Here is a 21,361-nt window from a genome sequence, read left to right on the forward strand (position 1 = left end):
GAACCCCTCAGTCGAGGACGAAGCGTTCCAGGTACGACGGTTCGGCGCGGTCGAGCATCGACCGGGCCCGTGCCCTGATCTGGCGGTCGCTGTGCTCGCTCGGCGGCAGCAGCCAGAAGCGGTCCGCCCCGATCCCCTCCACGACGACCTCGGCGACGTACTCGACGGGGGTGAACTCCACCTCCCGGCCCGCTTCCCGCATCGCCGCCTCCCACTGGTCGAGACTGCGGTACGGGGTCCTGCGCGGGCGCTCCTTGGCGTACCTGTCGGGGCGGTTGCGGTGCGACTCCCACAGTCCGGTGCGCAGCATGTGCGGACCGGGGAAGAGGACGGACGCGCCGACCGCCGCGCCCTCCGCCTTCAGATGGGCGTAGAGCGACTCGGTCATCGTCACCACGGCCGCCTTGGTCACCGCGTACACCGACGCGGTCGGCAGCGGCGCGATCCCGCCGTCGCCCGAGGAGGTGTTCACGACGTGTCCTGGGGCGCCGCCCTCGATCATGCGGGGGACGAACGCCTGGATGCCGTGGAAGACGCCCCACACGTTGACCGCGAAGGCCCACTTCCAGTCGTTGGGGTCGTGCTCCCACATGCGGCCCTCCGCGCCGGACCCCACGCCCGCGTTGTTGCACAGCACGTGGACGGCGCCGAAGGTGGCGTACGCGTCGTCGGCCAGTTCCCGTACGGAGTCCCGCTCGCCGACGTCCACCACGCGCGCGTGCACCGTGGCGCCGCTTCCGCGCAGCCGGGCGGCGGCCTTGTCCAGCGCGGCCTCCTCGACGTCCGCGAGGACCACCTTCAGGCCCTCGGCGGCGAACCGCTCGGCCATGGCCAGGCCGATGCCGCTCGCCGCTCCCGTGACGACGGCGACCTGTCCCGCCTCCAGCTCCATGTCAGGCGCTCCCCTCCGGCGGACCGTCCAGGACCTGCGCCGGGTCGTCGTAGCGCTGGTGGACGTACGGGAGGAGGTCCCGGGCGCTGACCCGCTCGACGACCCGGCCCTTCTGTTCGGTGCTCTTCTCGCCGATGGTGATCTCGACCAGGCGGCGCACGGGGAGGTCCGCGACGGGGTCGTACATCGACTCGCGCAGCACCACGTCACCGGTGACCTTCTCCAGGGCGCGGAACCGCTCCAGCCGGGTGCAGTGCACCAGCACCGGGTCGGCGTCGAATCCGGAGCCCGTGCCGACGCCCTCGACGGACGGCAGGAACTTGAAGTAGAAGTCGGTCCTCCCGGCGGGTTCGGGCAGCGGCAGCGGGCCGCTCACCGCGCCGCGCACCTCCACGAAGGCGATGCCGTGCCGGGCGAGCGCGGCGCGCACGACGAGGCCGTCCCGCTCGACCGTCACCTCGCCCAGCTTCTTGGGCTCGCCGAAGACCTCGCGGCCGCCGACGAGGGCCCGCTCGTGGGTCATCGGCATGACGAGCGGGTACCAGCCCGGCACGCCGTCGTGGACGGCCGCGACGGCGACGGACCCGGCGCCCAGCGGGTAGCCGGGCAGTTCCACCTTGCTGACGACCGCCCGCACCAGGGGCTGTTCGGCGGGCTTCAGGGGCGGCGGGAGCACCGCCGCCACGACGTCCGGGTCGCTCTCCCAGACGGCCACCACGCCGGTGGACCAGACGGCGGGCGACTTCGCGCCCGCCGCGCGCGTGGCCGCGATCTCGGCCTCGGTTCGGGCCCCGTACCGTACACGTGCCATGACGTACCGCCCTTCTGCGTGGCGCCAGTAGCCTGTAACACAGTTACACCGGGACGGATGAAGGGTAAATAGCCCTGCACGTACGGGAGTTGCCCCGACACGTACGGAAGGTGGAGGCGCCATGGCCCGCACAGCGCTGACCCGCTCGGAGGTCCTGGACGCCGCCGCCGCGCTGGTCAGGCAGCACGGTCCCGCCGCCCTGACGATGCGCAAGCTCGCCGCCGAGCTGGGCACGGCGGTCACCTCGATCTACTGGCACATCGGCAACCGCGAGTCCCTGCTGGACGCCCTCGTCGAACGCACCGTCCTGGAGATGGGCGCCATCGCGCCGCGCGGCACCACGCCCGTCGACCGCGTCGTCTCCCTCGCCCGGCGGCTGCGCCGCGAGCTGCGCGCCAGGCCCCACCTGATCGCGATGGTCCACGAACGGGGCCTCACCGAGCGCATGTTCCTCCCCGCCCAGCAGGCGCTCGTGCGCGAGGTGCACGCGGCGGGGCTGCGGGGCGCGGCGGCGGCCGACGCCGTACGGGCCGTGCAGTTCCAGGTGGTCGGCTTCCTGCTGGTCGAACGGAACCGCGAGCGCGCGCCCGCGCAGTCGCCGGGCGAGGGCGCCCTGTGGTCGGCCCCGCCTCCCGCGCGGGACGTGCCGCGGGACGCGGCGCTCGCCCGCGCGCTGGCCCGTCCCGTCGACCCGGACCGGCTGTTCACGACCTCCGTACGGGCCCTGGTGAGCGCCCTGCTGACCCCGCCCGCTGCCGTCGGGGACGACCGGATCACACCGTCGGGACCCTGACTGTCAGTCCCGGCCCGTATCCTCTGTGACCATGCTCGACGACCGCCAGACAGCAGCAGCGCCGCAAGCGTGGCCGACCGCGTACCCACAGGGTTACGCGGTCGTCGACGTGGAGACGACCGGGCTCAGCCGTGACGACCGGATAATCTCCGCCGCCGTGTACCGGCTGGACGCTCAGGGCAACGTCGAGGACCACTGGTACTCGACGGTCAACCCGCAGCGGGACCCGGGCCCCGTCTGGATCCACGGACTGACCAGCGACGTGCTCGCGGACGCGCCGCTCTTCCCGGAGATCGTCGGCGAGCTGTCCGAGCGGCTCGCGGACCGCGTGCTGGTCGCCCACAACGCCGTCTTCGACTGGTCGATGCTGGCGCGGGAGTACGCGCGCGCGGAGCGCGTGGCGCCGGTGCGGCAGCGGCTGTGCACCATCGCGCTCTCCAAGGAGCTGGCGCTCCCGCTGCCCAACCACAAGCTGGAGTCCCTGGCCGCCCACTTCGGTGTCGTCCAGCAGCGCGCGCACCACGCGCTCGACGACGCGCGCGTGCTCGCCGAGGCGTTCCGGCCGAGTCTGCACGCGGCGGCGCGCGGCGGCGTGCGGCTGCCGCTCCTCGAATGCCGCCCCCTCACGGAGTGGTCGCAGTCACCCGCGACGCCCCGGATCGGCTACCAGGCGACGCACGGCTCGGCCGCCTCCTCGTCGTACCGCCCGACCAGCTGGCGCCCCTCCCGCAAGCGCCCCGCCTGCCCCTACCCCAACCCCGGGCGGTACGAGGCCGAGAAGCCGCTGGTGCAGGGGATGCGCGTGGCGTTCTCCGGGGACACCTCCATCGACCGCGAGCTGCTGGAGGACCGCGCGACCGAGGCGGGGCTGCACGTGGCGACCAGTGTGTCGCGGCTCACCAGCCTCCTGGTCACCAACGACCCGGACTCCGCGACGTCCAAGACCGTCAAGGCGAAGTCGTTCGGCACGCCGGTCATCGACGAGGCGGCCTTCACCCAGCTGCTGCGCGACGTGGCGCCCGCCCGCGCGGACGGGTGACGGATCTGGCGCGGCGCCCGCGCGCGACGGACCGCGCACCGCACCCTGTGGCGCATGGCACGTTGCGAAGTATGCGGAAACGACTACGGCATGTCCTTCGAGGTGCACGCGCAGGGCGCGGTGCACGTCTTCGACTGCTTCTCCTGCGCCATCCACCGCATGGCACCCATCTGTGAGCACTGCCGGGTCCAGATCATCGGCCAGGGCGTGGAGGCCGAGGGGCACTGGTACTGCGGTGCGCACTGCGCCCGCGCCGAGGGGAGGGCGGGCATCGTCGACAGGGTCTGAGACCGGGCCGGGTACGAGGACCGGGACGAGGCCGGGGACGAGGACCGGCGCACGGCCCGGGGCGAGGCCCTGACGGGCGCCCGCCGCACCCTGCCGGACCCCGCCCCGTGGCCGAGTTGTACGGTCATGGGGTGTACCGCTTCCTGTTGACCCGGCAGTGGGTGTTCCTCACCCTGCTCTTCCTCGTCCTCATCCCCGCGATGGTCGAACTGGGCTTCTGGCAGCTGCACAGGCACCAGCACCGGGTCGCCCAGAACGAACTCGTCTCCGCCAGCGTCAAGGCGGAGCCCGTCCCGGTGACCGAGCTGACCTCCCCCGGCCACACCGTCCCGCGCTCCGACTACTGGCGGACGGTGACCGCCACCGGGACGTTCGACACCGAGCACGAGGTCGTGATCCGCCGCAGGACCTCCAACGACGACCGCGCGGGCGTCCACGTGCTGACCCCCCTCGTCCTCAAGGACGGCAGGGTGGTCCTCGTCAACCGGGGCTGGATCCCGGCGGCGGCCGACCAGCGGGAGTACCCCGCCGTCCCGCCCGCCCCCAAGGGCGAGGTGACCGTCACGGGCCGGCTGAAGGCCGACGAGACGACGAAGGCCAGCGGCATCAAGGACCTGCGCGGGCTGCCGCCCCGGCAGATCATGCTCATCAACAGCGAGCAGCAGGCCGAGCGCATCGGCCGCCCCGTCCTCGGCGGCTACCTGGAGCTGACGGCCCCCGAGCCCGCCGACAACAGGCCCGAAGTGATCGCCGAGCCGGACCACGACTCGATCGGCGCCCACATGGCGTACGCCGTCCAGTGGTGGCTGTTCGCCGCCGCCGTACCCGTCGGCTGGGTGGTTCTCGTACGCCGCGAGAAGCGCGACCGGGACGCCCAGGCGCGGCAGGCCACCACCGAGCCGGTGGGCTCAGCCGCCTGACCGCACGGCGCGGTGGCCGGCGCTCCCGCCCGGCGGTGGTCATCTTTCCCGCTTAACCGCGCGGCGCCGCGGGAACACGCCCCTGCGTGACCCCACGCATCGAGGACTACGCCCTGATCGGCGATCTGCAGACCGCCGCCCTGGTCGGCCGCGACGGCTCGATCGACTGGCTGTGCCTGCCCCGCTTCGACTCGGCGGCCTGTTTCGCCGCGCTGCTCGGCGACGAGGAGAACGGCCACTGGCGGATCGCGCCCAAAGGCGCCGGCGAGTGCACGGGGCGCGGCTACCGCGGCGACACCCTCGTCCTCGAATCCTTCTGGGAGACCCGCACGGGCACCGTGAAGGTCGTCGACTTCATGCCGCAGCGCGACGAGGCCCCCGACGTCGTACGGATCGTGGAGGGCGTCAGCGGCACCGTCGAGATGGCGTCGACGCTGCGGCTGCGCTTCGACTACGGCTCGGTGGTGCCCTGGGTGCGCCGCTCGGACGGGCACCGGGCGGCGGTCGCGGGCCCCGACTCGGTGTGGCTGCGCAGCGAGCCCCACGTCAAGACGTGGGGCCAGCAGTACAGCACCTGTTCGTCGTTCGAAGTCTCCGCGGGCGAGCAGGTGGCGTTCGTCCTCACCTGGCACCCCTCGCACCGGCCGCGGCCCGATCTCATCGACCCGTACGAGGCGCTGGAGCACTCGCTGGAGGACTGGGAGGAGTGGGCGGGCCGCTGCCGCTACGAAGGCCCCTACCGCGAGGCGGTCATCCGCTCCCTGATCACCCTCAAGGCGCTCACCTACCGCCCCACGGGGGGCATCGTCGCGGCCCCCACCACCTCGCTGCCCGAACAGATCGGCGGCGTGCGGAACTGGGACTACCGCTACTGCTGGCTGCGCGACTCGACCCTCACCCTCGGCGCGCTGCTCTCCGCCGGATACGTGGAGGAGGCGGGCGCCTGGCGGAACTGGCTGCTGCGCGCCGTCGCGGGCGACCCCGCCGACCTCCAGATCATGTACGGACTGTCGGGCGAACGCAGGCTGCCCGAGACGGAGCTGGACTGGCTGCCGGGCTACGGACGCTCCGCACCGGTCCGTACGGGCAACGCGGCGGTGCGCCAGCTCCAGCTCGACGTGTACGGAGAGGTGGTCGACTCGCTGTACCTGGCGCGGGAGGCCGGTCTGGACGCCCAGCCGCACGCCTGGAACCTGGAGCTGAGCCTGCTGGGCTTCCTGGAGGCGAAGTGGCGCGAGCCGGACGAGGGCCTGTGGGAGATCAGGGGCCCGCGCAGGCACTTCGTCCACTCGAAGGTGATGGCGTGGGTCGCCGCCGACCGCGCCGTGCGGACCCTGGAGGCGGACCCCTCGCTGCGCGGCGACGCGGGGCGCTGGCGGGCGATGCGCGAGGAGGTGCACCGGGAGGTCTGCGAGAAGGGGTACGACCCGGTGCGCAACACCTTCACCCAGTCCTACGGCTCCCGGGAGCTGGACGCGGCGACCCTGCTGATCCCCCGGGTCGGCTTCCTGCCGCCGGACGACCCGAGGGTGGTGGGCACGGTCGACGCGGTGCGCGCCGAGCTGGGTCAGGACGGCTTCGTACGCCGCTACAGCACCGAGACCGGGCCCGCGCGGGGCACCGCGGTCGACGGGCTGCCGGGCGGCGAGGGAACGTTCCTGGTCTGCTCGTTCTGGCTGGCGGACGCGCTGCGGATGACGGGGCGGGAGAAGGAGGCGCGGGAGCTCTTCGAGCGGCTCCTCGCCCTGCGCAACGACGTCGGGCTGCTCGCGGAGGAGTACGACCCGGTGTCCGGGCGGCAGCTCGGCAACTACCCGCAGGCGTTCAGCCACATCGGCCTCGTGGGCACCGCACTGGCCCTCCTGTCGGAGGACGCGGCAGGATGAGCCCATGGATCTTGGGCTGAAGGACCGCGTCTACCTCGTCACCGGAGCCACCCGGGGGCTCGGCAACGCGTCGGCGCGCGCACTGGTCGAGGACGGCGCACGCGTCGTCGTCACGGGACGGGACGGCAAGACGGTCGCCGACGCGGCCGCCGGGCTGGGCGAGGGCGCGGCGGGCATCGCCGCGGACAACGCCGACCCGGCGACCGCGGAGCGCCTGGTCGCCGCCGCGAAGGAGCGCTTCGGGCGGCTGGACGGGGTGCTGATCAGCGTGGGCGGGCCGCCCGCGGGGTCGGCGACGGACAACACGGACGAGCAGTGGATCGCGGCGTTCGACTCGGTGTTCCTCGGGGCGGTGCGGCTGGCTCGGGCGGCGGCGGGCGCACTGGGCGAGGGCGGGGTGATCGGCTTCGTGCTGTCGGGCTCCGTGCACGAGCCGATTCCGGGGCTGACGGTCTCCAACGGCCTGCGGCCGGGGCTCGCGGGGTTCGCGAAGTCCCTCGCGAACGATCTGGGGCCGCGGGGCATCCGGGTGATCGGGCTGCTCCCCGGGCGCATCGAAACGGACCGGATCCGTGAGCTGGACGCCCTGTCGGACGATCCGGCGGCTACGCGCGCGGAGGCCGAGGCGGGGATTCCGCTGCGGCGGTACGGGGCGGTGGAGGAGTTCGGGCGGGCGGCGGCGTTCCTGCTGTCGCCCGCGGCGTCGTACCTGACGGGCGTCATGCTGCCCGTGGACGGCGGCGCCAGGCACGGGTTCTAGAAGGCGCGGCAGGGGGACGGGCGGGGCGGGTACGTCGCGGGGGGGGGCAGGGCGGGTACGTCGCGCGGGGGGGCAGGGCGGGTACGTCGCGGGGGGGCGCCCCGCCCACCACGCCTCCTACTGCACCCGGCTCCCCCCGTGCCGTACCGCTCCCACCCGTACCTCCGTGGGGAGTCGCGCGAGCCCCGCCGAGCCGCGCGCGTGCTCCACCGCTCCCTCCGCGAGCCGCGCCACCGCCTCCCCCGGCCCCGCGTGCGGTTCGAGCATCAGCGCCATCCGGACCTCCGGCGCCGACCGCCGCCCGGTCAGCGCCACCCGGGCCCGCGCCACGCCCTCCTGCGCCTGCGCCTCGCCCGTCAGTACGGCCTCCATCGCCCGGCCCCGCAGCAGCGCGCCCTCGCCGTCCCCGCTGTCCACCAGGACCTCGGAGAGCCGCGCCCTGCGCAGCTGCGCGAGGAGCCACCACAGGCCGAGCAGGGCGAGCACCGCGAGGGAGCCGATCACCGCGGGCCACCACCAGCCCTCGTCGCGCCACCGGCCCCGGTCCGCCGCGCTCAGCAGGACGTCGTCGCGCCCGTCGAAGGGCCACCAGTGCGGTACGGACAGACCGAGCCCGGCGGCCAGCACCGCGCCGCCGACGCCGATCAGTACGAGCCCCGCCGCCCCGACGGCCACCCGGTTGACGCTCTTCAGCACGCTCCGCACGATCCGTTCACCCCTTGCCCTTGGGACGCGTCACCCGCACCGCCATGCCGGGCGGCCTGGCGAGACCCAGCTCTCCGAGCGCCGCGCCCAGTGCGGCGTCCAGGTCGGTCCGCACGTCGTCGAGCTCGCGGAAGTGCGCGAGGGCCCGTACGGCCACCTTGCGCCGCCCGACCCGCACCCGTACCGACCGCACTCCCGGCACCTCCAGCGCCCGGTCCCGCAGCAGCAGGCCCGCCGCACCCCGGTCTAGCCCGGCCCGCAGCCCTTGCGCGCCGCGCATGGTCAGCAGTCCGCGCAGCCCCGGGGTGAGCGCGAGGACGAGCAGCCAGACGCCGAGCAGTACGGCGCCCGCCGCGCCCGCGAGGACCCAGGTGTCGTCCAGGGGGCGCCGGGCCAGTTCGGCCGCGAGGGTGCGGCGCCACTCCATGGCGGGGCGTTCGGCGCGCACCGCCGCGATGTCGTAGAGCAGCAGGCCCGCGCCGCCCGCCACCGCCAGGGCGAGCAGCCCGGCGGGGATCCGGCGCGCGGACCAGAAGCGCCGGGCGGCGGTGTCCTGGAGCACCGGCACCGGTTCGTAGGCGGCGGACGAAGCGGACTGGTCGAGTTCGACGGTCACAGGACTCTCTCCCTCCCCTGGGCCGTACGGGCCTCGAAGGCGTGCAGCCGTTCCACCTGGACCGCCACCTCGGGCACCTCCATTCCCGCCAACGCCTTTACCCGCTGGGAGACTTGGCGACGCACGGCGCCGCACGCACCGCCGATGTCGCAGGGGTAGCCGAGTTCCAGGCTGATCCGGACACGGGCACTGCCCCGCTGCACCGTCACCGTCGCGTGCGGCGGCGCGGCGCCGTCCGGGACCCCGGAGGGTCCGCCGTCCGGCGCCGCGTCGAGCGCCTCGCGCGCGGCCTGCGCGGCGATCTTCGCGACGACCCGGTCGGCGATCCGCGTCTCTCCCCGCCCGCCCGCTTCGACCCGGTCAGCCACGGCGCCTCACCGTCGCCTGTCGCCGCGTCCGCCGCCCTCGCGGCCCCGGAAGAAGTCGCCGGGCTCCAGATCGCCCTCCAGGAACCGCCCGGCCACGAAGCCGATCGCGCCCAGGGCCGCGACCAGCAGAAAGGCCCCGAAGCCGCCGAAGTACCCGGCGAAGCCGAGCCCCATGCCGGCCAGCAGGCCGACCACTGCCATGCTCATGCCTCACTCCTCCACCGCTGAAGCGCCGCGCCCGGCCGCGATCGGCCGTGCCCGGCCACGACCGGTCACGACGGGGCCGGGCGGCCCGGCCGGTTCACTGGAGCCGGGGCTCCGGCTCCTCTTCCTCCTCGTCGGGCAGCTTCACGTCGCTGACCGCGATGTTGACCTCGACGACCTCCAGGCCCGTCATCCGCTCGACCGCCGCGACGACGTTCTCGCGCACGGCGCGCGCGGTGTCGGCGATGGAGACGCCGTACTCCACGACGATCTCCAGGTCGAGCGCCGTCTGCACCTCGCCGACCTCGGCCTTCACCCCTCGGGTGACGGACTTGTTGCCGCCCGGTACGCGGTCGCGGACGGCGCCGAAGGTGCGGGCGAACCCGCTGCCCATGGCGTGCACGCCGACCACGTCGCGGGCGGCGAGCCCGGCGATCTTCTCCACGACGCCGTCGGCGATGGTGGTCCTGCCCCGGCTCGCGGGGTCGCCGCCGCCCCGCTTCACGGGCTCCTTGGCGCCCGCTTCCCGCTCCTTGACCTGTGCCGTGTCAGTCATGAGCTTGTGCCCCTTTCTGCTCCGTTGCCCACATTAAGTGCGGATGCCCCGAACCGCGCCGGGGATGCGGCAGGCTGGGGCAATGACGACTGCGGACGCGGTACGGAGAAGAGTGGGCCTGGGCAGGCTGCTGCCGCTCGGCGGGGCGGCCGACGGCGCCTGGATCACCGAGCGGGCGGCGGTCGCGGTGCTCCGCGCGGCGGCCGCGCGTGCCGTGCCGGGCGCGGAGGTCGGCACGCTGCGGCTGGGGCTCGCCGGCGCCCCTCACCAGGCGGCGACGCCGGTCACGCCGCCGCCGAGCGCGCTGCCGCCGGGGGTGCTGCGGGCCGAGGCGGAGTGCGCCGCGACGCTCGACGCGCCGCTGCCCACGACGGCCGAAGCGCTGCGCCGCGCGCTGCTCACGGCCGCGGACGAGCGGCTCGGCCTGCTGGTCACCGAGGTGGACGTCCGGGTGACGGAGCTGTTGGACGAGGCGCCAGGCCCGCCGCGGGCGGGGGCCCCGCCGAAGGCGCGCGGCGCCGATCCCGTGGTGCTCGCGGTGCCGGGCGTCGCGCATCTGACGGCGGTGCTGGGCGCTTCGGAGCGCCTGGTGGAGGTGGCGACGACCGGGCAGCGGCGGGCGCTGGACGTGGCGCGCGGGGTGCGCGACGCGGTGGGGCGTCCGGTGGCGGTGCTGATCACCTGGGCGGGGTGAGGCGGGGGCGGGGCCGGGGGCCGTTCGGGTGAAGCCCGGCCGGGACCGCGCCCCCGCGGGGGCGCGGGGAGCTGCGTGACCAGCGCCCGCCGACTCGCGGACGACGCGCCCCGCTTCCCGCTTCCCGCGGAGCGCCTACTCGGCGAGGCCCGCCAGGTCGCGCAGGCGGCGGCCCTGTGCGGCGCGCTCGGCGACGCGCTGCTCCTCGTAGGTGCGGCCCGCGGCGCCGCGCAGCAGCGCCTTGGTCTCGATCACCGCGTCACGCGGCGCGGCGACGAGCGCGGCCACCAAGTCCCGTACCGCACCGTCGAGTTCTTCGGCGGGCACGACCAGGTTGGCGAGGCCGGTGCGCTCCGCCTCGTCCGCGCGGACGAACCGTCCGGTGACGCAGATCTCCAGCGCGCGGGCGTAGCCGACGAGGGAGACGAGCGGGTGCGTGCCGGTGAGGTCGGGGACGAGCCCCAGGCTGGTCTCGCGCATGGAGAACTGCGCGTCCTCGGCGGCGACCCGCAGGTCACAGGCGAGGGCGAGCTGGAATCCGGCACCGATCGCATGCCCCTGGACGGCGGCGACGGAGATGATGTCGTTCCTGCGCCACCAGGTGAACGCCTCCTGGTAGGCGGCGATTTCGGCGTCGAGCGCCTCGTCGGAACCGCGCGCGAGGTCGATGAACGACGGCTCGCCGTCGAAGCCCTCGGGCGTGAACGCCTGGCGGTCGAGGCCCGCGGAGAAGGACTGGCCCTCGCCGCGCAGCACCACGACCCGCACGCTGCCCGGCAGCGACCGCCCCGCTTCCGTCAACGCCCGCCACAGAGCGGGAGACTGGGCGTTGCGCTTCGCGGGGTTGGTCAGTGTCACCGTGGCAACGGCGTCCTCGACGGTGAGTCGTACACCGTCCTTGTCGAGCACGGAGTTGTCGAGCACGGAGTCGGGCGTGTTCATGGGTGCCTCCGGGGTCGGGTGCAGTCAGTCAGCGGTCGAGCAGCTAAGTGACTGAACAGTAACCACCCGGTCGGCCGCACGGCAGACCGGGTGGCCACCGCCGAAACCGGTGGGACCCGGGCCCTTCTCCGGCCGTCAGGCCGAAGCGGCCTTCTTGCCTCGTGTCGCTCCGCCGCGTCCCCGCAGCGTGACTCCGGACTCACTGAGCATCCGGTGCACGAATCCGTAGGAGCGGCCGGTCTCTTCGGCCAGCGCCCGGATGCTCGCACCGGAGTCGTACTTCTTCTTCAGGTCTGCCGCGAGCTTGTCGCGCGCGGCGCCGGTAACCCGGCTGCCCTTCTTCAGAGTCTCGGCCACCCGTGCCTCCTCATGGGAAGTGCGCTCTGGACTTCTCATGATCACCCCTCTGGGGCTTCCTGGCCACCCATTCGGCAAGGTCCGTCCATAAGGCTTTACGCGGATCGGACGCTCCGTCACGAACGGAATCTTCTGTTCCACTCGCTCCGGAGCGTGTCCGGAGGCGAACGTTCAGGGGAAGTGCCAGGTCAGGGCCGTATCCAGAGAGTCAGCACGACGTGACGCCGTGAGACGGCACCGGACGGGTCGCCACGCCGCGGTACGAGACGCACTCACTCAGATGAAGGATCACCCGTGGGCCGAATGATCCATACGGAGTGGATCAATGCACGGCACATGAATACCGGCCGGTCAGGCCAGGGTCACCAGGTCCCGGTAGTCGGCGCCCCACAGGTCCTCGACGCCGTCGGGCAGCAGGATGATGCGCTCGGGCTGGAGCGCGTCCACGGCGCCCTCGTCGTGCGTGACGAGGACGACGGCGCCCTTGTAGGTGCGCAGCGCGCCGAGGATCTCCTCGCGGCTGGCCGGGTCGAGGTTGTTGGTGGGCTCGTCGAGGAGCAGCACGTTCGCGGACGAGACGACCAGCGTGGCCAGGGCGAGCCGGGTCTTCTCGCCGCCGGAGAGCACCCCGGCGGGCTTGTCGACGTCGTCGCCCGAGAAGAGGAAGGAGCCCAGCGTCTTGCGCACCTCGACGAGGTCGAGGTCGGGCGCCGCCGAGCGCATGTTCTCCAGGACCGTGCGGTCCGGGTCCAGGGTCTCGTGCTCCTGGGCGTAGTAGCCGAGCTTGAGGCCGTGGCCCTCGACGACCTCGCCGGTGTCGGGCTTCTCCACGCCGCCGAGGAGGCGCAGCAGGGTCGTCTTGCCCGCGCCGTTGAGGCCGAGGATGACGACGCGGGAGCCCTTGTCGATGGCGAGGTCCACATCGGTGAAGATTTCGAGGGAGCCGTACGACTTGGACAGGCCCTCCGCCATCAGCGGGGTCTTGCCGCAGGGCGCGGGCTCGGGGAAGCGCAGCTTGGCGACCTTGTCCTGGGCACGGACCGCTTCGAGGCCGGAGAGCAGGCGGTCGGCGCGGCGGGCCATGTTCTGCGCGGCGACGGTCTTGGTGGCCTTGGCGCGCATCTTGTCGGCCTGCGCGTTGAGGGCCGCGGCCTTCTTCTCGGCGTTCTGGCGCTCGCGCTTGCGGCGCTTCTCGTCGGCCTCGCGCTGCTGCTGGTAGAGCTTCCAGCCCATGTTGTAGACGTCGATCGTGGAGCGGTTGGCGTCGAGGTAGAACACCTTGTTGACGACGGTCTCGACGAGGTCGACGTCGTGGGAGATCACGATGAAGCCGCCGCGGTACGTCTTGAGGTAGTCGCGCAGCCAGACGATCGAGTCGGCGTCGAGGTGGTTGGTCGGCTCGTCGAGGAGCAGGGTGTCGGCGTCCGAGAAGAGGATGCGGGCGAGCTCGACGCGGCGGCGCTGACCGCCGGAGAGGGTGTGCAGCGGCTGGCCGAGCACCCGGTCGGGGAGGTTGAGCGCGGCGGCGATGGTGGCGGCCTCGGCCTCGGCGGCGTACCCGCCCTTGGTGAGGAACTCCGTCTCCAGGCGCTCGTACCTCTTCATGGCCTTCTCGCGGGTGGCGCCCTTGCCGTTCGCCATCCGGTCCTCGTTCTCGTGCATCTTGCGCAGGATCTCGTCGAGGCCGCGGGCCGAGAGGATGCGGTTGCGGGCCAGCACGTCGAGGTCGCCGGTGCGCGGGTCCTGCGGGAGGTAGCCGACCTCGCCGGAGCGCGAGATGGTGCCCGCCGCGGGGATGCCCTCGCCCGCGAGGCACTTGGTGAGGGTGGTCTTGCCCGCTCCGTTGCGGCCGACGAGGCCGACGCGGTCGCCCTTGGCGATGCGGAACGAGGCGGACTCGATGAGGATGCGGGCGCCGGCGCGCAGCTCGATGCCGGATGCGGTGATCACGGGAAGACTCCAGGGCGGTGTGGACGGCGGAAGGACGACGGGCGGATGTTCTTCGACGCCGTCTAATGCACAAGGAGAATTGCCATACGGCCCAGTCTAACGGTGTCCTGCAACTGCTTTTCGGTCGCGTCCCGCCCTTTCGGCGGCATCCGCGCCGCATCCGTACAGGTGCCGCAAAAGGGGCGGGACGTCGCGGGGTGATCAATACTCGGCGCAGGGCGGCGGTGCGCCGTCGCCGGAACGCGGAGGTGGTGGCCCATGCAGTTCGACGACGACGCCCCGCTGGACACCTCTGAGGTCCAGGACGTGCGCGGCAGCCGGGTGCCCGGCGGGAAGGCCACGATCGGCGGCGGCATCGCCGGGCTCGTCGCGCTGGTGCTGGGCCTGCTCTTCGGGGTGGGGCCCGAGCAGCTGGGGCTCTCGTCGGGCGACTCCGACCCGGCGCCGGTCTCCTCGACCGCGGCGCAGGTGGACCGGGACTGCAAGGCGGGGCGGGACGCCAACACCAAGGACGACTGCCGGATCGTCGGCGTGGTCAACAGCGTGCAGGACTTCTGGAACCAGGAGTTCGCGCGGCGCGGCTCGCGCTACGCGCCGGCCACCACCACGCTGTTCAGCGGCCGGGTCGGCACGGCCTGCGGCTCGGCGACGTCGGCGGTCGGGCCCTTCTACTGCCCCGGGGACCGGAAGGTCTATCTGGACCTGGGGTTCTTCGAGGAGCTGCGGACGAAGTTCGGCTCGAACGGCGGGCCCTTCGCGCAGGCGTACGTGGTGGCGCACGAGTACGGGCACCACGTGCAGAACCTGATGGGCACGCTGGGCAAGGCGCAGGACGGACGGCAGGGCGCGGACAGCAACGCGGTGCGCGTCGAGCTCCAGGCCGACTGCTACGCCGGGGTGTGGGCGCACCACGCCACGACCACGCCCGACGCGAAGACGGGCAAGCCGCTGTTCTCGCAGGTCTCGGACGACGACATCCGCGACGGTCTCGACGCGGCGGCGGCGGTGGGCGACGACCGGATCCAGGAGAAGTTCCAGGGGCGGGTGACGCCGGAGAGCTGGACGCACGGCTCGGCGGCCCAGCGCCAGCAGTGGTTCTACACGGGCTACCGCGGCGGCGACATGGCGCGGTGCAACACGTTCCGGTGAAACCCGCCGCCGGTGCGGCGGGGCGTTGTCAGTGCCGGGTGCCAGACTGAGACACAGATCACAGGCACAGGCTCTCAAGGCTTCGGAACCGGAAAGGGTGACCGTGATGGCAACCTCGCCGAGCATCTGCCCGACGCTCCTCTACGAGGACGCGAAGGCCGCGATCAGTCTGCTGAAGGACGCCTTCGGCTTCACCGAGATCAGTGTGTACGAGGGCGGGGACGGCAGCGTGCTCCACGCCGAGCTGTCGTTCGGCGGCGGCACGGTGATGCTGGGTTCGGCCGGGCGGGGCGGCGCGTTCGCCGAGGCGATGGCGGGCGGCGGGCCCGCGGGGGTGTACGTGGTGGTCGACGACGTGGACGCGCACCACGCGCGGGCGGCCGAGCGCGGCGTGGAGATCCTGATGCCGCCGACGGACCAGGACTACGGCTCGCGGGACTACATGGCGCGGGACGCGGAGGGCAACGTGTGGAGCTTCGGGACGTACGCACCGGGGTCGGCCGGGTAGCGGTACGGCACGGACCGGGGCGGTCCGTGCCGTCGGGCCGTCAGACGCAGGCTCTCAGCCCTCGCCGGTGTGCACCTGGAAGGCCGCCCGGCGCACCGCCTTGGCCAGGGCGGGGTCCGGGTGGGCCGCCGCGAGCGCGACGAGGACCTGCACGGTGCGGGGGTGGCCGATCGCGCGGACCTCGGCGAGGAGCGCGGGGACGGTGCCCTGGACCGCCGAGTCCAGGTGGCGTACGAGCAGCTCGCTCTCGCCGTGGTCGGCGACGGCCGCCGCGGTGTCGACCCAGAGCCAGGTCAGCTCTTCGCGGGTGAGCACCTCGGGCGCGTCCTCGGGGTCGGCGCCCTCGTACTCCGCGAGCCACAGCAGGGCGTAGGGGCGCAGGGCCGGCTCGACGGCGGCGGCGCGCACCCCGGCCTCGGCGGGGGCGCCGACCACGCGCAGCGCCTCGAAGGCGAGGCCGCGCAGCAGGGCGTCCTCGCCCCGGGCGGCGGCCAGCAGTTCGCTGACGGCGCTGCCGACGGGGCGGGCGGCGAGCCAGGCGCGGTACTCGGCGCGGGCGGGGCCCGGGGTGAGCGTGGCGCAGCCGCGGAGCATGGCGTCGGCGGCCTGCTCGATGTTGCCCGCGGGGCTCTGGGCGGCGACGCAGATCTGCTCCAGCTTGACCCAGACCGCCCAGTTGCCGAGCGGGGTGAGGGTGGCCTGGCCCTTGCCGAGGGTGAGGGCGCCGACGGCCGCGAGGCCGTCCAGGGACCAGGCCAGGAGACGGGGCAGCAGGGCCGCGGCGTCAACGTCCGTGCCCGCGTCGGCCCCGTCGGTCCCGGTGCCGTCGGCAGCGGGCGCGGCGTCGGCGGCCGGTTCGGCGGCGGGCACCTCGCAGCGCTCCTCGCGGAGTTCGGCGACGCGCTGCTGGAGCAGGTCGAGCAGCGCGGGGACGGTGACGGGACCGGCCGACAGCTGGAGGAGGGAGAGGAGCTGGGGGACGGCCTCGACGGTCTCGGCGACGGCGGCGGGCGCGACGTCGCCGGGCGCCGGGTGCACCAGCGACCAGGCGTCGAAGAGGGCGACCCAGCCGCGCAGCACCGCGGTGTCGTCGCGGTCCCAGGCGCGCAGCCGCCAGCCGGGGCGCGCGGCGGAGCCGTGCAGCTCGACCAGGCCCGCGAGGCGTGCGCGGTCCCAGCCCGCCAGCACCTGCTCGTGCGGCAGGCCCAGGTCGGCGGCGGCCCGGGTCAGGTCGGGGGCGGTCGGCGGTGCGGGGGCCCAGCGGGCGATCCGTACGGCATCGGCGAGGACCGCCCTGGCCTGGCGGGCCAGTTCGGCCGGGGGCGGGGTGCCCTCGGGCGGGCGCGGGACCGGCCGGGTGCGCCGGTCGGTCACGGCCTTGCGAGCGGTGGCGAGGGGTCGAGGGCGGACAAGTCGCAGCCTGGAGTCGCGCGGGGTACGGGACGTCACGAGGAGCAGTCTTGCCGCTGACGGTCGGAAATCCCAAACGGAATGGGTCCCGGCGCGGTTCCCGGGGTCGCCGCCGGGGGGCGCGGAGTCCGTTTCGGGGGGTGGCGGGGGTGCGTACGAGGTCCGCGGCGGGTTCCCGTGCGGGGGTCTACATCAGGGGGGTGAGGAAGCGGCGCAGGGCCTCTTCGTAGCGTTCGGGGTCCGCGTTCCACATGGCGGCGTGCGGGGCGCCCGCGACGGTGTGCAGGCTCACCAGTTCCGGGCGGCGTTCGGCCAGTCGGCGGGAGGCGGCCCAGGGCGCGAGCGCGTCGTCGGGGCCGTGCACGACCAGGGTCGGGACACGCAGCGCGGCGGGGTCGGCCGCCTCGCGCATCGGGTCGACGCGCAGACCGACCCGGCCGCGGGCCGCCCTGACCGCAAGCGGAAGGAGGGCGGTCGGGGTGCGCCGGGCTGCGGCGAGCGCGCGCAGGGTCGCCTCCCTGTCCAGTACGGGCGAATCCATGACCAGGCCGCTGATCCGGTCGCGGAGCGCGGAGCCCGCCGCGGCGTGCAGCGCCATGGTGGCGCCGGTGGACCAGCCGTGCAGCACGACGCGCTCGGCGCCGCCGCGCACGGCGAAGCGGATCGCCGCGTCGAGGTCGCGCCACTCCGAGTCGCCGAGGTGGCCGAGTCCGTCCGGGGAGCGGGGCGCGCCCGCGTCGCCCCGGTGGGCGGGCACCAGGACGGGGAGCCGGTGGGCGCGCAGGAACTCCAGGACGTTCAGGGCGTGTTCCCTGGTGGTGCCGAGGCCGTGGACGGCGATGACCCAGGTGGTGCGGGAGCCGGGGACGAACCAGCCGGGCAGCGCGCCGAGCTCGCCGGGGATCTCCACGTCCCGGTGGTCGACGCCGAGCGCGGTGCGCGGGTCGCCCCGGTGCACCTGCGGGGTGAACCGGACCCGGGTGCCGTGCTCCAGGGTGCCCTGGGTGACCCGCTCCAGACGGCGGACGACGGTGTCGGCCGCGTGCGGGGCCCCCTCGTCGACGGGTCCCACGACGGCGTGTACGCCGGGTCCTTCGATGCCGTAGACACCCGGGCGCAGCGAGGCCAGCGCGCGGGTCAGGGTGACCCGGCCCGGTTCGGCCGCGTGGACGGTCAGCCGGGGGTCGGCGGGCAGGGGCCTGCCGGGCGGCGCCTTCAGGGCGGCGTCGCTCGCGTAGCGTCCGACCGCGACCGCTGCCGCGCCGACGCCGATCAGGGTGGTGACGGCCGCTGCCGTCGCTGTAGCCGGGCGCACCGCTCCAGTGTCGGGCGGCGGCGGGGCGACGGCCAGTGGACGGGGCCGTCCGGGGGTCGGGACGGGGGCCGTCTGGGCGGGGCGGACAGGGGCGGGACGGTCCGGGGACGGTGCCCGCCCGCGGCCCGTGCGCTCAGTGCTTCTGGCCGTAGCCGCGCAGCGCCTCGGCGGCCTCGTCGAGCTGGGGGCGGGAGAGCAGTGCGGGGCTGCGGCCGGGAACCGCGTCCGCGAGGAGCCAGACCCGGCACATCCACTCCAGCTGGGCGGTGCGGTCGTACGCCTGGTCGAGGGTGTCGCCGTAGGTGACGGTCCCGTGGTTGCGCAGGAGGCAGCCGGTGCGGCCGTGGAGCGCGGCGAGCATGTTCCCGGCCAGCTCCTCCGTCCCGTACAGCGCGTAGTCGGCGACCCGGACCGGGCCGCCGAAGGCGCCCGCCATGTAGTGGACCAGCGGGACCTCGAAGACCAGCGTGGAGACCGCCGTGGCGTGGGCGGCGTGGGTGTGGACGACGGCGGACGCGTCGGTGCTGCGGTAGACGGCGAGGTGGAGCGGCAGCTCGCTGGTCGGGACGAGGTTCCCGAAGAGGAGCCGGCCTTCGAGGTCGGTGCCGATCGCGTCCTTCGGCCCCAGCCGGTCGTACGGGACTCCGCTCGGCGTGACGAGGACCGTGTCCCCGACCCGTACCGAGACGTTGCCCGAAGTGCCGACGACGAGTCCGTCGGCGGCCGTCCTGCGGGCGGTCGCCACCAGTTCGTCCCAGGCCCGCGCGAGCTCCGCCCCGCCGGGCAGCCCGCCTCCGGACTCGCTCACCTGTTCGCTCATGCGGCGATCCTGCCAGGCCGAGCGGGGCGCGGGAACGGAGCGCGCAAGGAGTTGGCCACATCCGCCCCGTCCGTACGAACGAGCACGAGTCAGCACGAATCAGGAGGAAAGATGACCCGCCACCACGACCGCGCGCCGCGCCGCCGCGCCCGGCTGTTCGCCGCAGCGCTGGCCCTGAGCGCCCTGAGCGCCCTGGGCGCCCTGGGCGGCGCCGCCCTCGCCGCGGACCCCGCGGCCTCCGCGGCCAAGCCCGAGGGGCACGACGTCTCGGGGCACCAGAAGGACGTCGACTGGCGCGCGGCCAAGGAGAAGGGCGCGGCGTTCGTCTACGTGAAGGCCACCGAGTCCCACACGTACCGCAACCCCTACTTCGCGCGGCAGTACAACGGCTCACGGGACGCGGGCATGGTCCGGGGCGCGTACCACTTCGCCCTCCCGGACAGGTCGTCGGGCGCCCGGCAGGCCGCGTACTTCGTGGCGGGCGGCGGCGGGTGGCGCGCCGACGGCTGGACACTGCCGCCCGCGCTGGACCTGGAGAACGACCCGTACAGCAAGCGGAAGTGCTACGGGCTGCCGCCGACCGCGCTGACCGGCTGGATCGACGACTTCAGCGACGAGGTCCACCGGCTGACCGGCCGCCGCCCCGTCATCTACACCACGGCGAAGTGGTGGGACGACTGCACGGGCGGCAGCAGGGTCTTCGCCCGGGAGCACCCGCTGTGGCTCGCGCGCTGGGCGGGCTCGCCCGGCGCGCTTCCGGCCGGCTGGTCGTTCTGGACGTTCTGGCAGTACGCCGACGGAAGCGGAAGGCTCCCGGGTGATCAGAATCTCTTCAACGGGTCGCCCGAACAGTTGCGGGCATTCACCCGAGAGTGACCGAAGTCGGCCGAACCCCGCTGTTTCCCGGGCTTTTCCGGCCCTCCCCCGGACGCCGCTCCGGGTCGCCGGAACCCGTGCGGCCAACCGGAGCGCCCCCGCCCCGCTTAGAGACACCGCACAGCCCGTCCCAGTTCACCTTCCGTTCACCCTGGCTCCCTACGTTCATCTGAGCCACTGACGTCAAACGATTGCCTGGGTAAATGGAACACATCACGCTGCTGCTCGCGATTGTGGTCGTGACAGCTCTCGTGTTCGATTTCACGAACGGTTTCCACGACACCGCCAACGCGATGGCGACGACCATCTCGACCGGCGCTCTGAAGCCCAAGACGGCGGTGGCCATGTCCGCCGTGCTCAACCTCGTCGGCGCGTTCCTGTCCGTCGAGGTCGCCAAGACCATCTCCGGCGGACTGATCAACGAAGAGGGCATCAGGACGGAAGTCATCTTCGCGGCGCTCGTCGGCGCCATCCTGTGGAACCTGCTGACCTGGCTGCTCGGCCTGCCGTCCAGCTCCTCGCACGCCCTGTTCGGCGGCCTCATCGGCGCCGCCGTGATGTCGGCCGGCTGGTCGTCCGTCAACGGCAACGTCGTCGTCACCAAGGTGCTGCTCCCCGCGATCGCCGCGCCGATCGTCGCCGGTCTGGCCGCGATGCTCGCGACCAAGCTGACGTACAAGATCGGCAGCAGGGCCGACGACAAGGCGACCGCCAAGGGCTACCGCGCGGGTCAGATCGCCTCCGCCGGTCTCGTCTCGCTGGCCCACGGCACCAACGACGCGCAGAAGACCATGGGCGTCATCACGCTGGCCCTGGTCACCGGCGGCGTCCTGGCCCCCGGCGCCAACCCCCCGATGTGGGTCATCGTCTCCGCGGGCGTCGCCATCGCACTGGGCACCTACCTCGGCGGCTGGCGCATCATCCGCACCATGGGCAAGGGCCTCACCGACCTCGCGCCGCCGCAGGGCTTCGCCTCCCAGACCAGCGCGGCGACGGTCATCCTGGCCTCCTCGCACCTCGGCTTCTCCCTCTCCACCACGCAGTCCTGCTCCGGCGCCGTGATGGGCGCGGGCCTCGGCCGCAAGGGCGGCGTGGTCCGCTGGTCCACCGCCACCCGGATGTTCGTGGCCTGGGGCCTGACCCTGCCGGCCGCCGGCCTGGTCGGCGCGGGCGCCGAACTGCTGACCAAGCAGGGCGACTGGGGTGTCGCCGCCACCGCGGCGCTGCTGATCGCCGGGTCCGCCGTGATCTGGACGCTCTCGCGCCGCCAGCCGGTCGACCACACCAACGTCACGGACGACGAGATCCCCGGCATCGACACCCCCGCGGACCGCGAGTCCGCCGGCGTCGTCACCACCGCGATCGCGGCCGTCACCCCGCCGCCCGCCGGACCCGTCGCCTCCGCGGCCGACCTCGCCGGGGACCTCAAGACCACCATTCCGGCCCCGGCCGGAACCACCACCGACCCGGCCCGCCCGGCCACGGTGTAAGGAAGCGGAATC

24 protein-coding genes are annotated in these 21,361 nt (G+C 73.8%); 11 read left to right on the plus strand and 13 right to left on the minus strand.

Annotated features, from left to right (window positions below; all coding sequences use genetic code 11):
* Nucleotides 1-7 precede the first annotated feature (7 nt).
* Together ACIBNE_RS28360 and ACIBNE_RS28365 are read right to left on the minus strand one after the other, a co-directional pair.
* Nucleotides 8-892 carry an SDR family NAD(P)-dependent oxidoreductase gene (locus ACIBNE_RS28360; RefSeq protein ID WP_399276416.1) on the minus strand — a complete coding sequence of 295 codons (885 nt, stop codon included), beginning with the start codon at nt 890-892 and terminating at the stop codon, nt 8-10.
* 1 nt (nt 893) lies between these two features.
* Nucleotides 894-1,703 carry an acetoacetate decarboxylase family protein gene (locus ACIBNE_RS28365; protein WP_399276418.1) on the minus strand — a complete coding sequence of 270 codons (810 nt, stop codon included), beginning with the start codon at nt 1,701-1,703 and terminating at the stop codon, nt 894-896.
* Between the two features lie 121 nt (nt 1,704-1,824).
* On the opposite strand from ACIBNE_RS28365, the gene ACIBNE_RS28370 reads away from it, so the two are divergent.
* The 6 genes from ACIBNE_RS28370 (at nt 1,825) to ACIBNE_RS28395 (ending at nt 7,389) form a co-directional block, all read left to right on the plus strand.
* On the plus strand, nt 1,825-2,496 hold the full coding sequence (locus tag ACIBNE_RS28370; protein ID WP_399276420.1) for a TetR/AcrR family transcriptional regulator: 672 nt from the start codon (nt 1,825-1,827) through the stop codon (nt 2,494-2,496).
* A gap of 25 nt (nt 2,497-2,521) precedes the next feature.
* The gene (locus ACIBNE_RS28375) at nt 2,522-3,535 is read left to right on the plus strand and encodes a DEDDh family exonuclease (RefSeq protein ID WP_399276422.1); all 1,014 of its coding nucleotides are present in this window, start codon (nt 2,522-2,524) and stop codon (nt 3,533-3,535) included.
* Between the two features lie 54 nt (nt 3,536-3,589).
* Entirely contained in the window at nt 3,590-3,823 is a 234-nt protein-coding gene (locus ACIBNE_RS28380; protein WP_005319131.1) for a hypothetical protein, read from the plus strand.
* A 131-nt stretch (nt 3,824-3,954) separates the two neighbouring features.
* Nucleotides 3,955-4,743 carry an SURF1 family protein gene (locus tag ACIBNE_RS28385; RefSeq protein WP_399276424.1) on the plus strand — a complete coding sequence of 263 codons (789 nt, stop codon included), beginning with the start codon at nt 3,955-3,957 and terminating at the stop codon, nt 4,741-4,743.
* An 86-nt stretch (nt 4,744-4,829) separates the two neighbouring features.
* On the plus strand, nt 4,830-6,629 hold the full coding sequence (locus ACIBNE_RS28390; RefSeq protein ID WP_399276426.1) for a glycoside hydrolase family 15 protein: 1,800 nt from the start codon (nt 4,830-4,832) through the stop codon (nt 6,627-6,629).
* A 4-nt stretch (nt 6,630-6,633) separates the two neighbouring features.
* Nucleotides 6,634-7,389, plus strand: a complete 756-nt coding sequence (locus ACIBNE_RS28395) for an SDR family oxidoreductase (RefSeq protein ID WP_399276428.1) — start codon at nt 6,634-6,636, stop codon at nt 7,387-7,389.
* A 117-nt stretch (nt 7,390-7,506) separates the two neighbouring features.
* On the opposite strand, the gene amaP is transcribed toward ACIBNE_RS28395, so the two are convergent.
* From amaP to ACIBNE_RS28420, 5 genes are all read right to left on the minus strand, one after another.
* Nucleotides 7,507-8,085 carry an alkaline shock response membrane anchor protein AmaP gene (gene amaP, locus ACIBNE_RS28400; RefSeq protein ID WP_399277143.1) on the minus strand — a complete coding sequence of 193 codons (579 nt, stop codon included), beginning with the start codon at nt 8,083-8,085 and terminating at the stop codon, nt 7,507-7,509.
* A gap of 16 nt (nt 8,086-8,101) precedes the next feature.
* Complete coding sequence (locus tag ACIBNE_RS28405; protein ID WP_399276430.1) at nt 8,102-8,710, minus strand: DUF6286 domain-containing protein; 609 nt, start codon at nt 8,708-8,710, stop codon at nt 8,102-8,104.
* Nucleotides 8,707-9,078, minus strand: a complete 372-nt coding sequence (locus tag ACIBNE_RS28410) for an Asp23/Gls24 family envelope stress response protein (protein WP_399276432.1) — start codon at nt 9,076-9,078, stop codon at nt 8,707-8,709. Before ACIBNE_RS28410 ends, ACIBNE_RS28405 begins: the two co-directional genes overlap by 4 nt.
* A gap of 6 nt (nt 9,079-9,084) precedes the next feature.
* Entirely contained in the window at nt 9,085-9,285 is a 201-nt protein-coding gene (locus tag ACIBNE_RS28415) for a hypothetical protein (RefSeq protein ID WP_399276434.1), read from the minus strand.
* Nucleotides 9,286-9,379: 94 nt separating this feature from the next.
* Entirely contained in the window at nt 9,380-9,838 is a 459-nt protein-coding gene (locus ACIBNE_RS28420) for an Asp23/Gls24 family envelope stress response protein (RefSeq protein WP_399276436.1), read from the minus strand.
* Nucleotides 9,839-9,920: 82 nt separating this feature from the next.
* Here ACIBNE_RS28420 and ACIBNE_RS28425 point away from each other — a divergent pair, with 82 nt between their 5' ends.
* Entirely contained in the window at nt 9,921-10,532 is a 612-nt protein-coding gene (locus ACIBNE_RS28425) for a hypothetical protein (RefSeq protein ID WP_399276438.1), read from the plus strand.
* Nucleotides 10,533-10,667: 135 nt separating this feature from the next.
* Here the strand turns inward: ACIBNE_RS28425 and ACIBNE_RS28430 are convergent, their stop codons facing one another.
* The 3 genes from ACIBNE_RS28430 to ACIBNE_RS28440 all read right to left on the minus strand — a co-directional run bounded on the left by ACIBNE_RS28430 (nt 10,668) and on the right by ACIBNE_RS28440 (nt 13,781).
* Nucleotides 10,668-11,474 (minus strand): enoyl-CoA hydratase/isomerase family protein, encoded by an 807-nt coding sequence (locus ACIBNE_RS28430; RefSeq protein ID WP_399276440.1) that lies wholly within the window; start codon nt 11,472-11,474, stop codon nt 10,668-10,670.
* 135 nt (nt 11,475-11,609) lie between these two features.
* On the minus strand, nt 11,610-11,831 hold the full coding sequence (locus tag ACIBNE_RS28435; RefSeq protein ID WP_006123601.1) for a helix-turn-helix domain-containing protein: 222 nt from the start codon (nt 11,829-11,831) through the stop codon (nt 11,610-11,612).
* 351 nt (nt 11,832-12,182) lie between these two features.
* A complete protein-coding gene (locus tag ACIBNE_RS28440; RefSeq protein WP_399276442.1) occupies nt 12,183-13,781 on the minus strand; it encodes an ABC-F family ATP-binding cassette domain-containing protein in 1,599 nt (532 codons plus the stop codon).
* Between the two features lie 258 nt (nt 13,782-14,039).
* Here ACIBNE_RS28440 and ACIBNE_RS28445 point away from each other — a divergent pair, with 258 nt between their 5' ends.
* Complete coding sequence (locus tag ACIBNE_RS28445; RefSeq protein WP_399276444.1) at nt 14,040-14,930, plus strand: neutral zinc metallopeptidase; 891 nt, start codon at nt 14,040-14,042, stop codon at nt 14,928-14,930.
* A 106-nt stretch (nt 14,931-15,036) separates the two neighbouring features.
* Entirely contained in the window at nt 15,037-15,438 is a 402-nt protein-coding gene (locus ACIBNE_RS28450) for a VOC family protein (protein WP_399276446.1), read from the plus strand.
* Nucleotides 15,439-15,492: 54 nt separating this feature from the next.
* On the opposite strand, the gene ACIBNE_RS28455 is transcribed toward ACIBNE_RS28450, so the two are convergent.
* From ACIBNE_RS28455 to ACIBNE_RS28465, 3 genes are all read right to left on the minus strand, one after another.
* A complete protein-coding gene (locus tag ACIBNE_RS28455; protein ID WP_399276448.1) occupies nt 15,493-16,887 on the minus strand; it encodes a hypothetical protein in 1,395 nt (464 codons plus the stop codon).
* 148 nt (nt 16,888-17,035) lie between these two features.
* Nucleotides 17,036-18,163, minus strand: coding sequence for an alpha/beta hydrolase (locus tag ACIBNE_RS28460; protein WP_399276450.1), 1,128 nt, complete (start codon nt 18,161-18,163; stop codon nt 17,036-17,038).
* A gap of 133 nt (nt 18,164-18,296) precedes the next feature.
* Complete coding sequence (locus tag ACIBNE_RS28465; protein ID WP_399276452.1) at nt 18,297-18,983, minus strand: class II aldolase/adducin family protein; 687 nt, start codon at nt 18,981-18,983, stop codon at nt 18,297-18,299.
* A gap of 111 nt (nt 18,984-19,094) precedes the next feature.
* On the opposite strand from ACIBNE_RS28465, the gene ACIBNE_RS28470 reads away from it, so the two are divergent.
* Nucleotides 19,095-19,859, plus strand: a complete 765-nt coding sequence (locus ACIBNE_RS28470) for a lysozyme (protein WP_399276454.1) — start codon at nt 19,095-19,097, stop codon at nt 19,857-19,859.
* A gap of 203 nt (nt 19,860-20,062) precedes the next feature.
* Nucleotides 20,063-21,349 carry an anion permease gene (locus ACIBNE_RS28475; RefSeq protein ID WP_399276456.1) on the plus strand — a complete coding sequence of 429 codons (1,287 nt, stop codon included), beginning with the start codon at nt 20,063-20,065 and terminating at the stop codon, nt 21,347-21,349.
* Nucleotides 21,350-21,361: the final 12 nt, after the last annotated feature.

The organism is Streptomyces sp. NPDC050504 (assembly GCF_044458065.1).
Taxonomy (GTDB): Bacteria; Actinomycetota; Actinomycetes; order Streptomycetales; family Streptomycetaceae; genus Streptomyces.

Coding starts and splice junctions, on each gene's coding strand:
- ACIBNE_RS28370 (WP_399276420.1), top strand. CDS start 1,825: ATGGCCCGCACAGCGCTGACCCGCTCGGAGGTCCTGGACGCCGCCGCC.
- ACIBNE_RS28420 (WP_399276436.1), bottom strand. CDS start 9,838: ATGACTGACACGGCACAGGTCAAGGAGCGGGAAGCGGGCGCCAAGGAG.
- ACIBNE_RS28475 (WP_399276456.1), top strand. CDS start 20,063: ATGGAACACATCACGCTGCTGCTCGCGATTGTGGTCGTGACAGCTCTC.
- ACIBNE_RS28425 (WP_399276438.1), top strand. CDS start 9,921: ATGACGACTGCGGACGCGGTACGGAGAAGAGTGGGCCTGGGCAGGCTG.
- ACIBNE_RS28365 (WP_399276418.1), bottom strand. CDS start 1,703: ATGGCACGTGTACGGTACGGGGCCCGAACCGAGGCCGAGATCGCGGCC.
- ACIBNE_RS28395 (WP_399276428.1), top strand. CDS start 6,634: ATGGATCTTGGGCTGAAGGACCGCGTCTACCTCGTCACCGGAGCCACC.
- ACIBNE_RS28430 (WP_399276440.1), bottom strand. CDS start 11,474: ATGAACACGCCCGACTCCGTGCTCGACAACTCCGTGCTCGACAAGGAC.
- ACIBNE_RS28470 (WP_399276454.1), top strand. CDS start 19,095: ATGACCCGCCACCACGACCGCGCGCCGCGCCGCCGCGCCCGGCTGTTC.
- ACIBNE_RS28360 (WP_399276416.1), bottom strand. CDS start 892: ATGGAGCTGGAGGCGGGACAGGTCGCCGTCGTCACGGGAGCGGCGAGC.
- ACIBNE_RS28450 (WP_399276446.1), top strand. CDS start 15,037: ATGGCAACCTCGCCGAGCATCTGCCCGACGCTCCTCTACGAGGACGCG.
- ACIBNE_RS28445 (WP_399276444.1), top strand. CDS start 14,040: ATGCAGTTCGACGACGACGCCCCGCTGGACACCTCTGAGGTCCAGGAC.
- ACIBNE_RS28380 (WP_005319131.1), top strand. CDS start 3,590: ATGGCACGTTGCGAAGTATGCGGAAACGACTACGGCATGTCCTTCGAG.
- ACIBNE_RS28415 (WP_399276434.1), bottom strand. CDS start 9,285: ATGAGCATGGCAGTGGTCGGCCTGCTGGCCGGCATGGGGCTCGGCTTC.
- ACIBNE_RS28465 (WP_399276452.1), bottom strand. CDS start 18,983: ATGAGCGAACAGGTGAGCGAGTCCGGAGGCGGGCTGCCCGGCGGGGCG.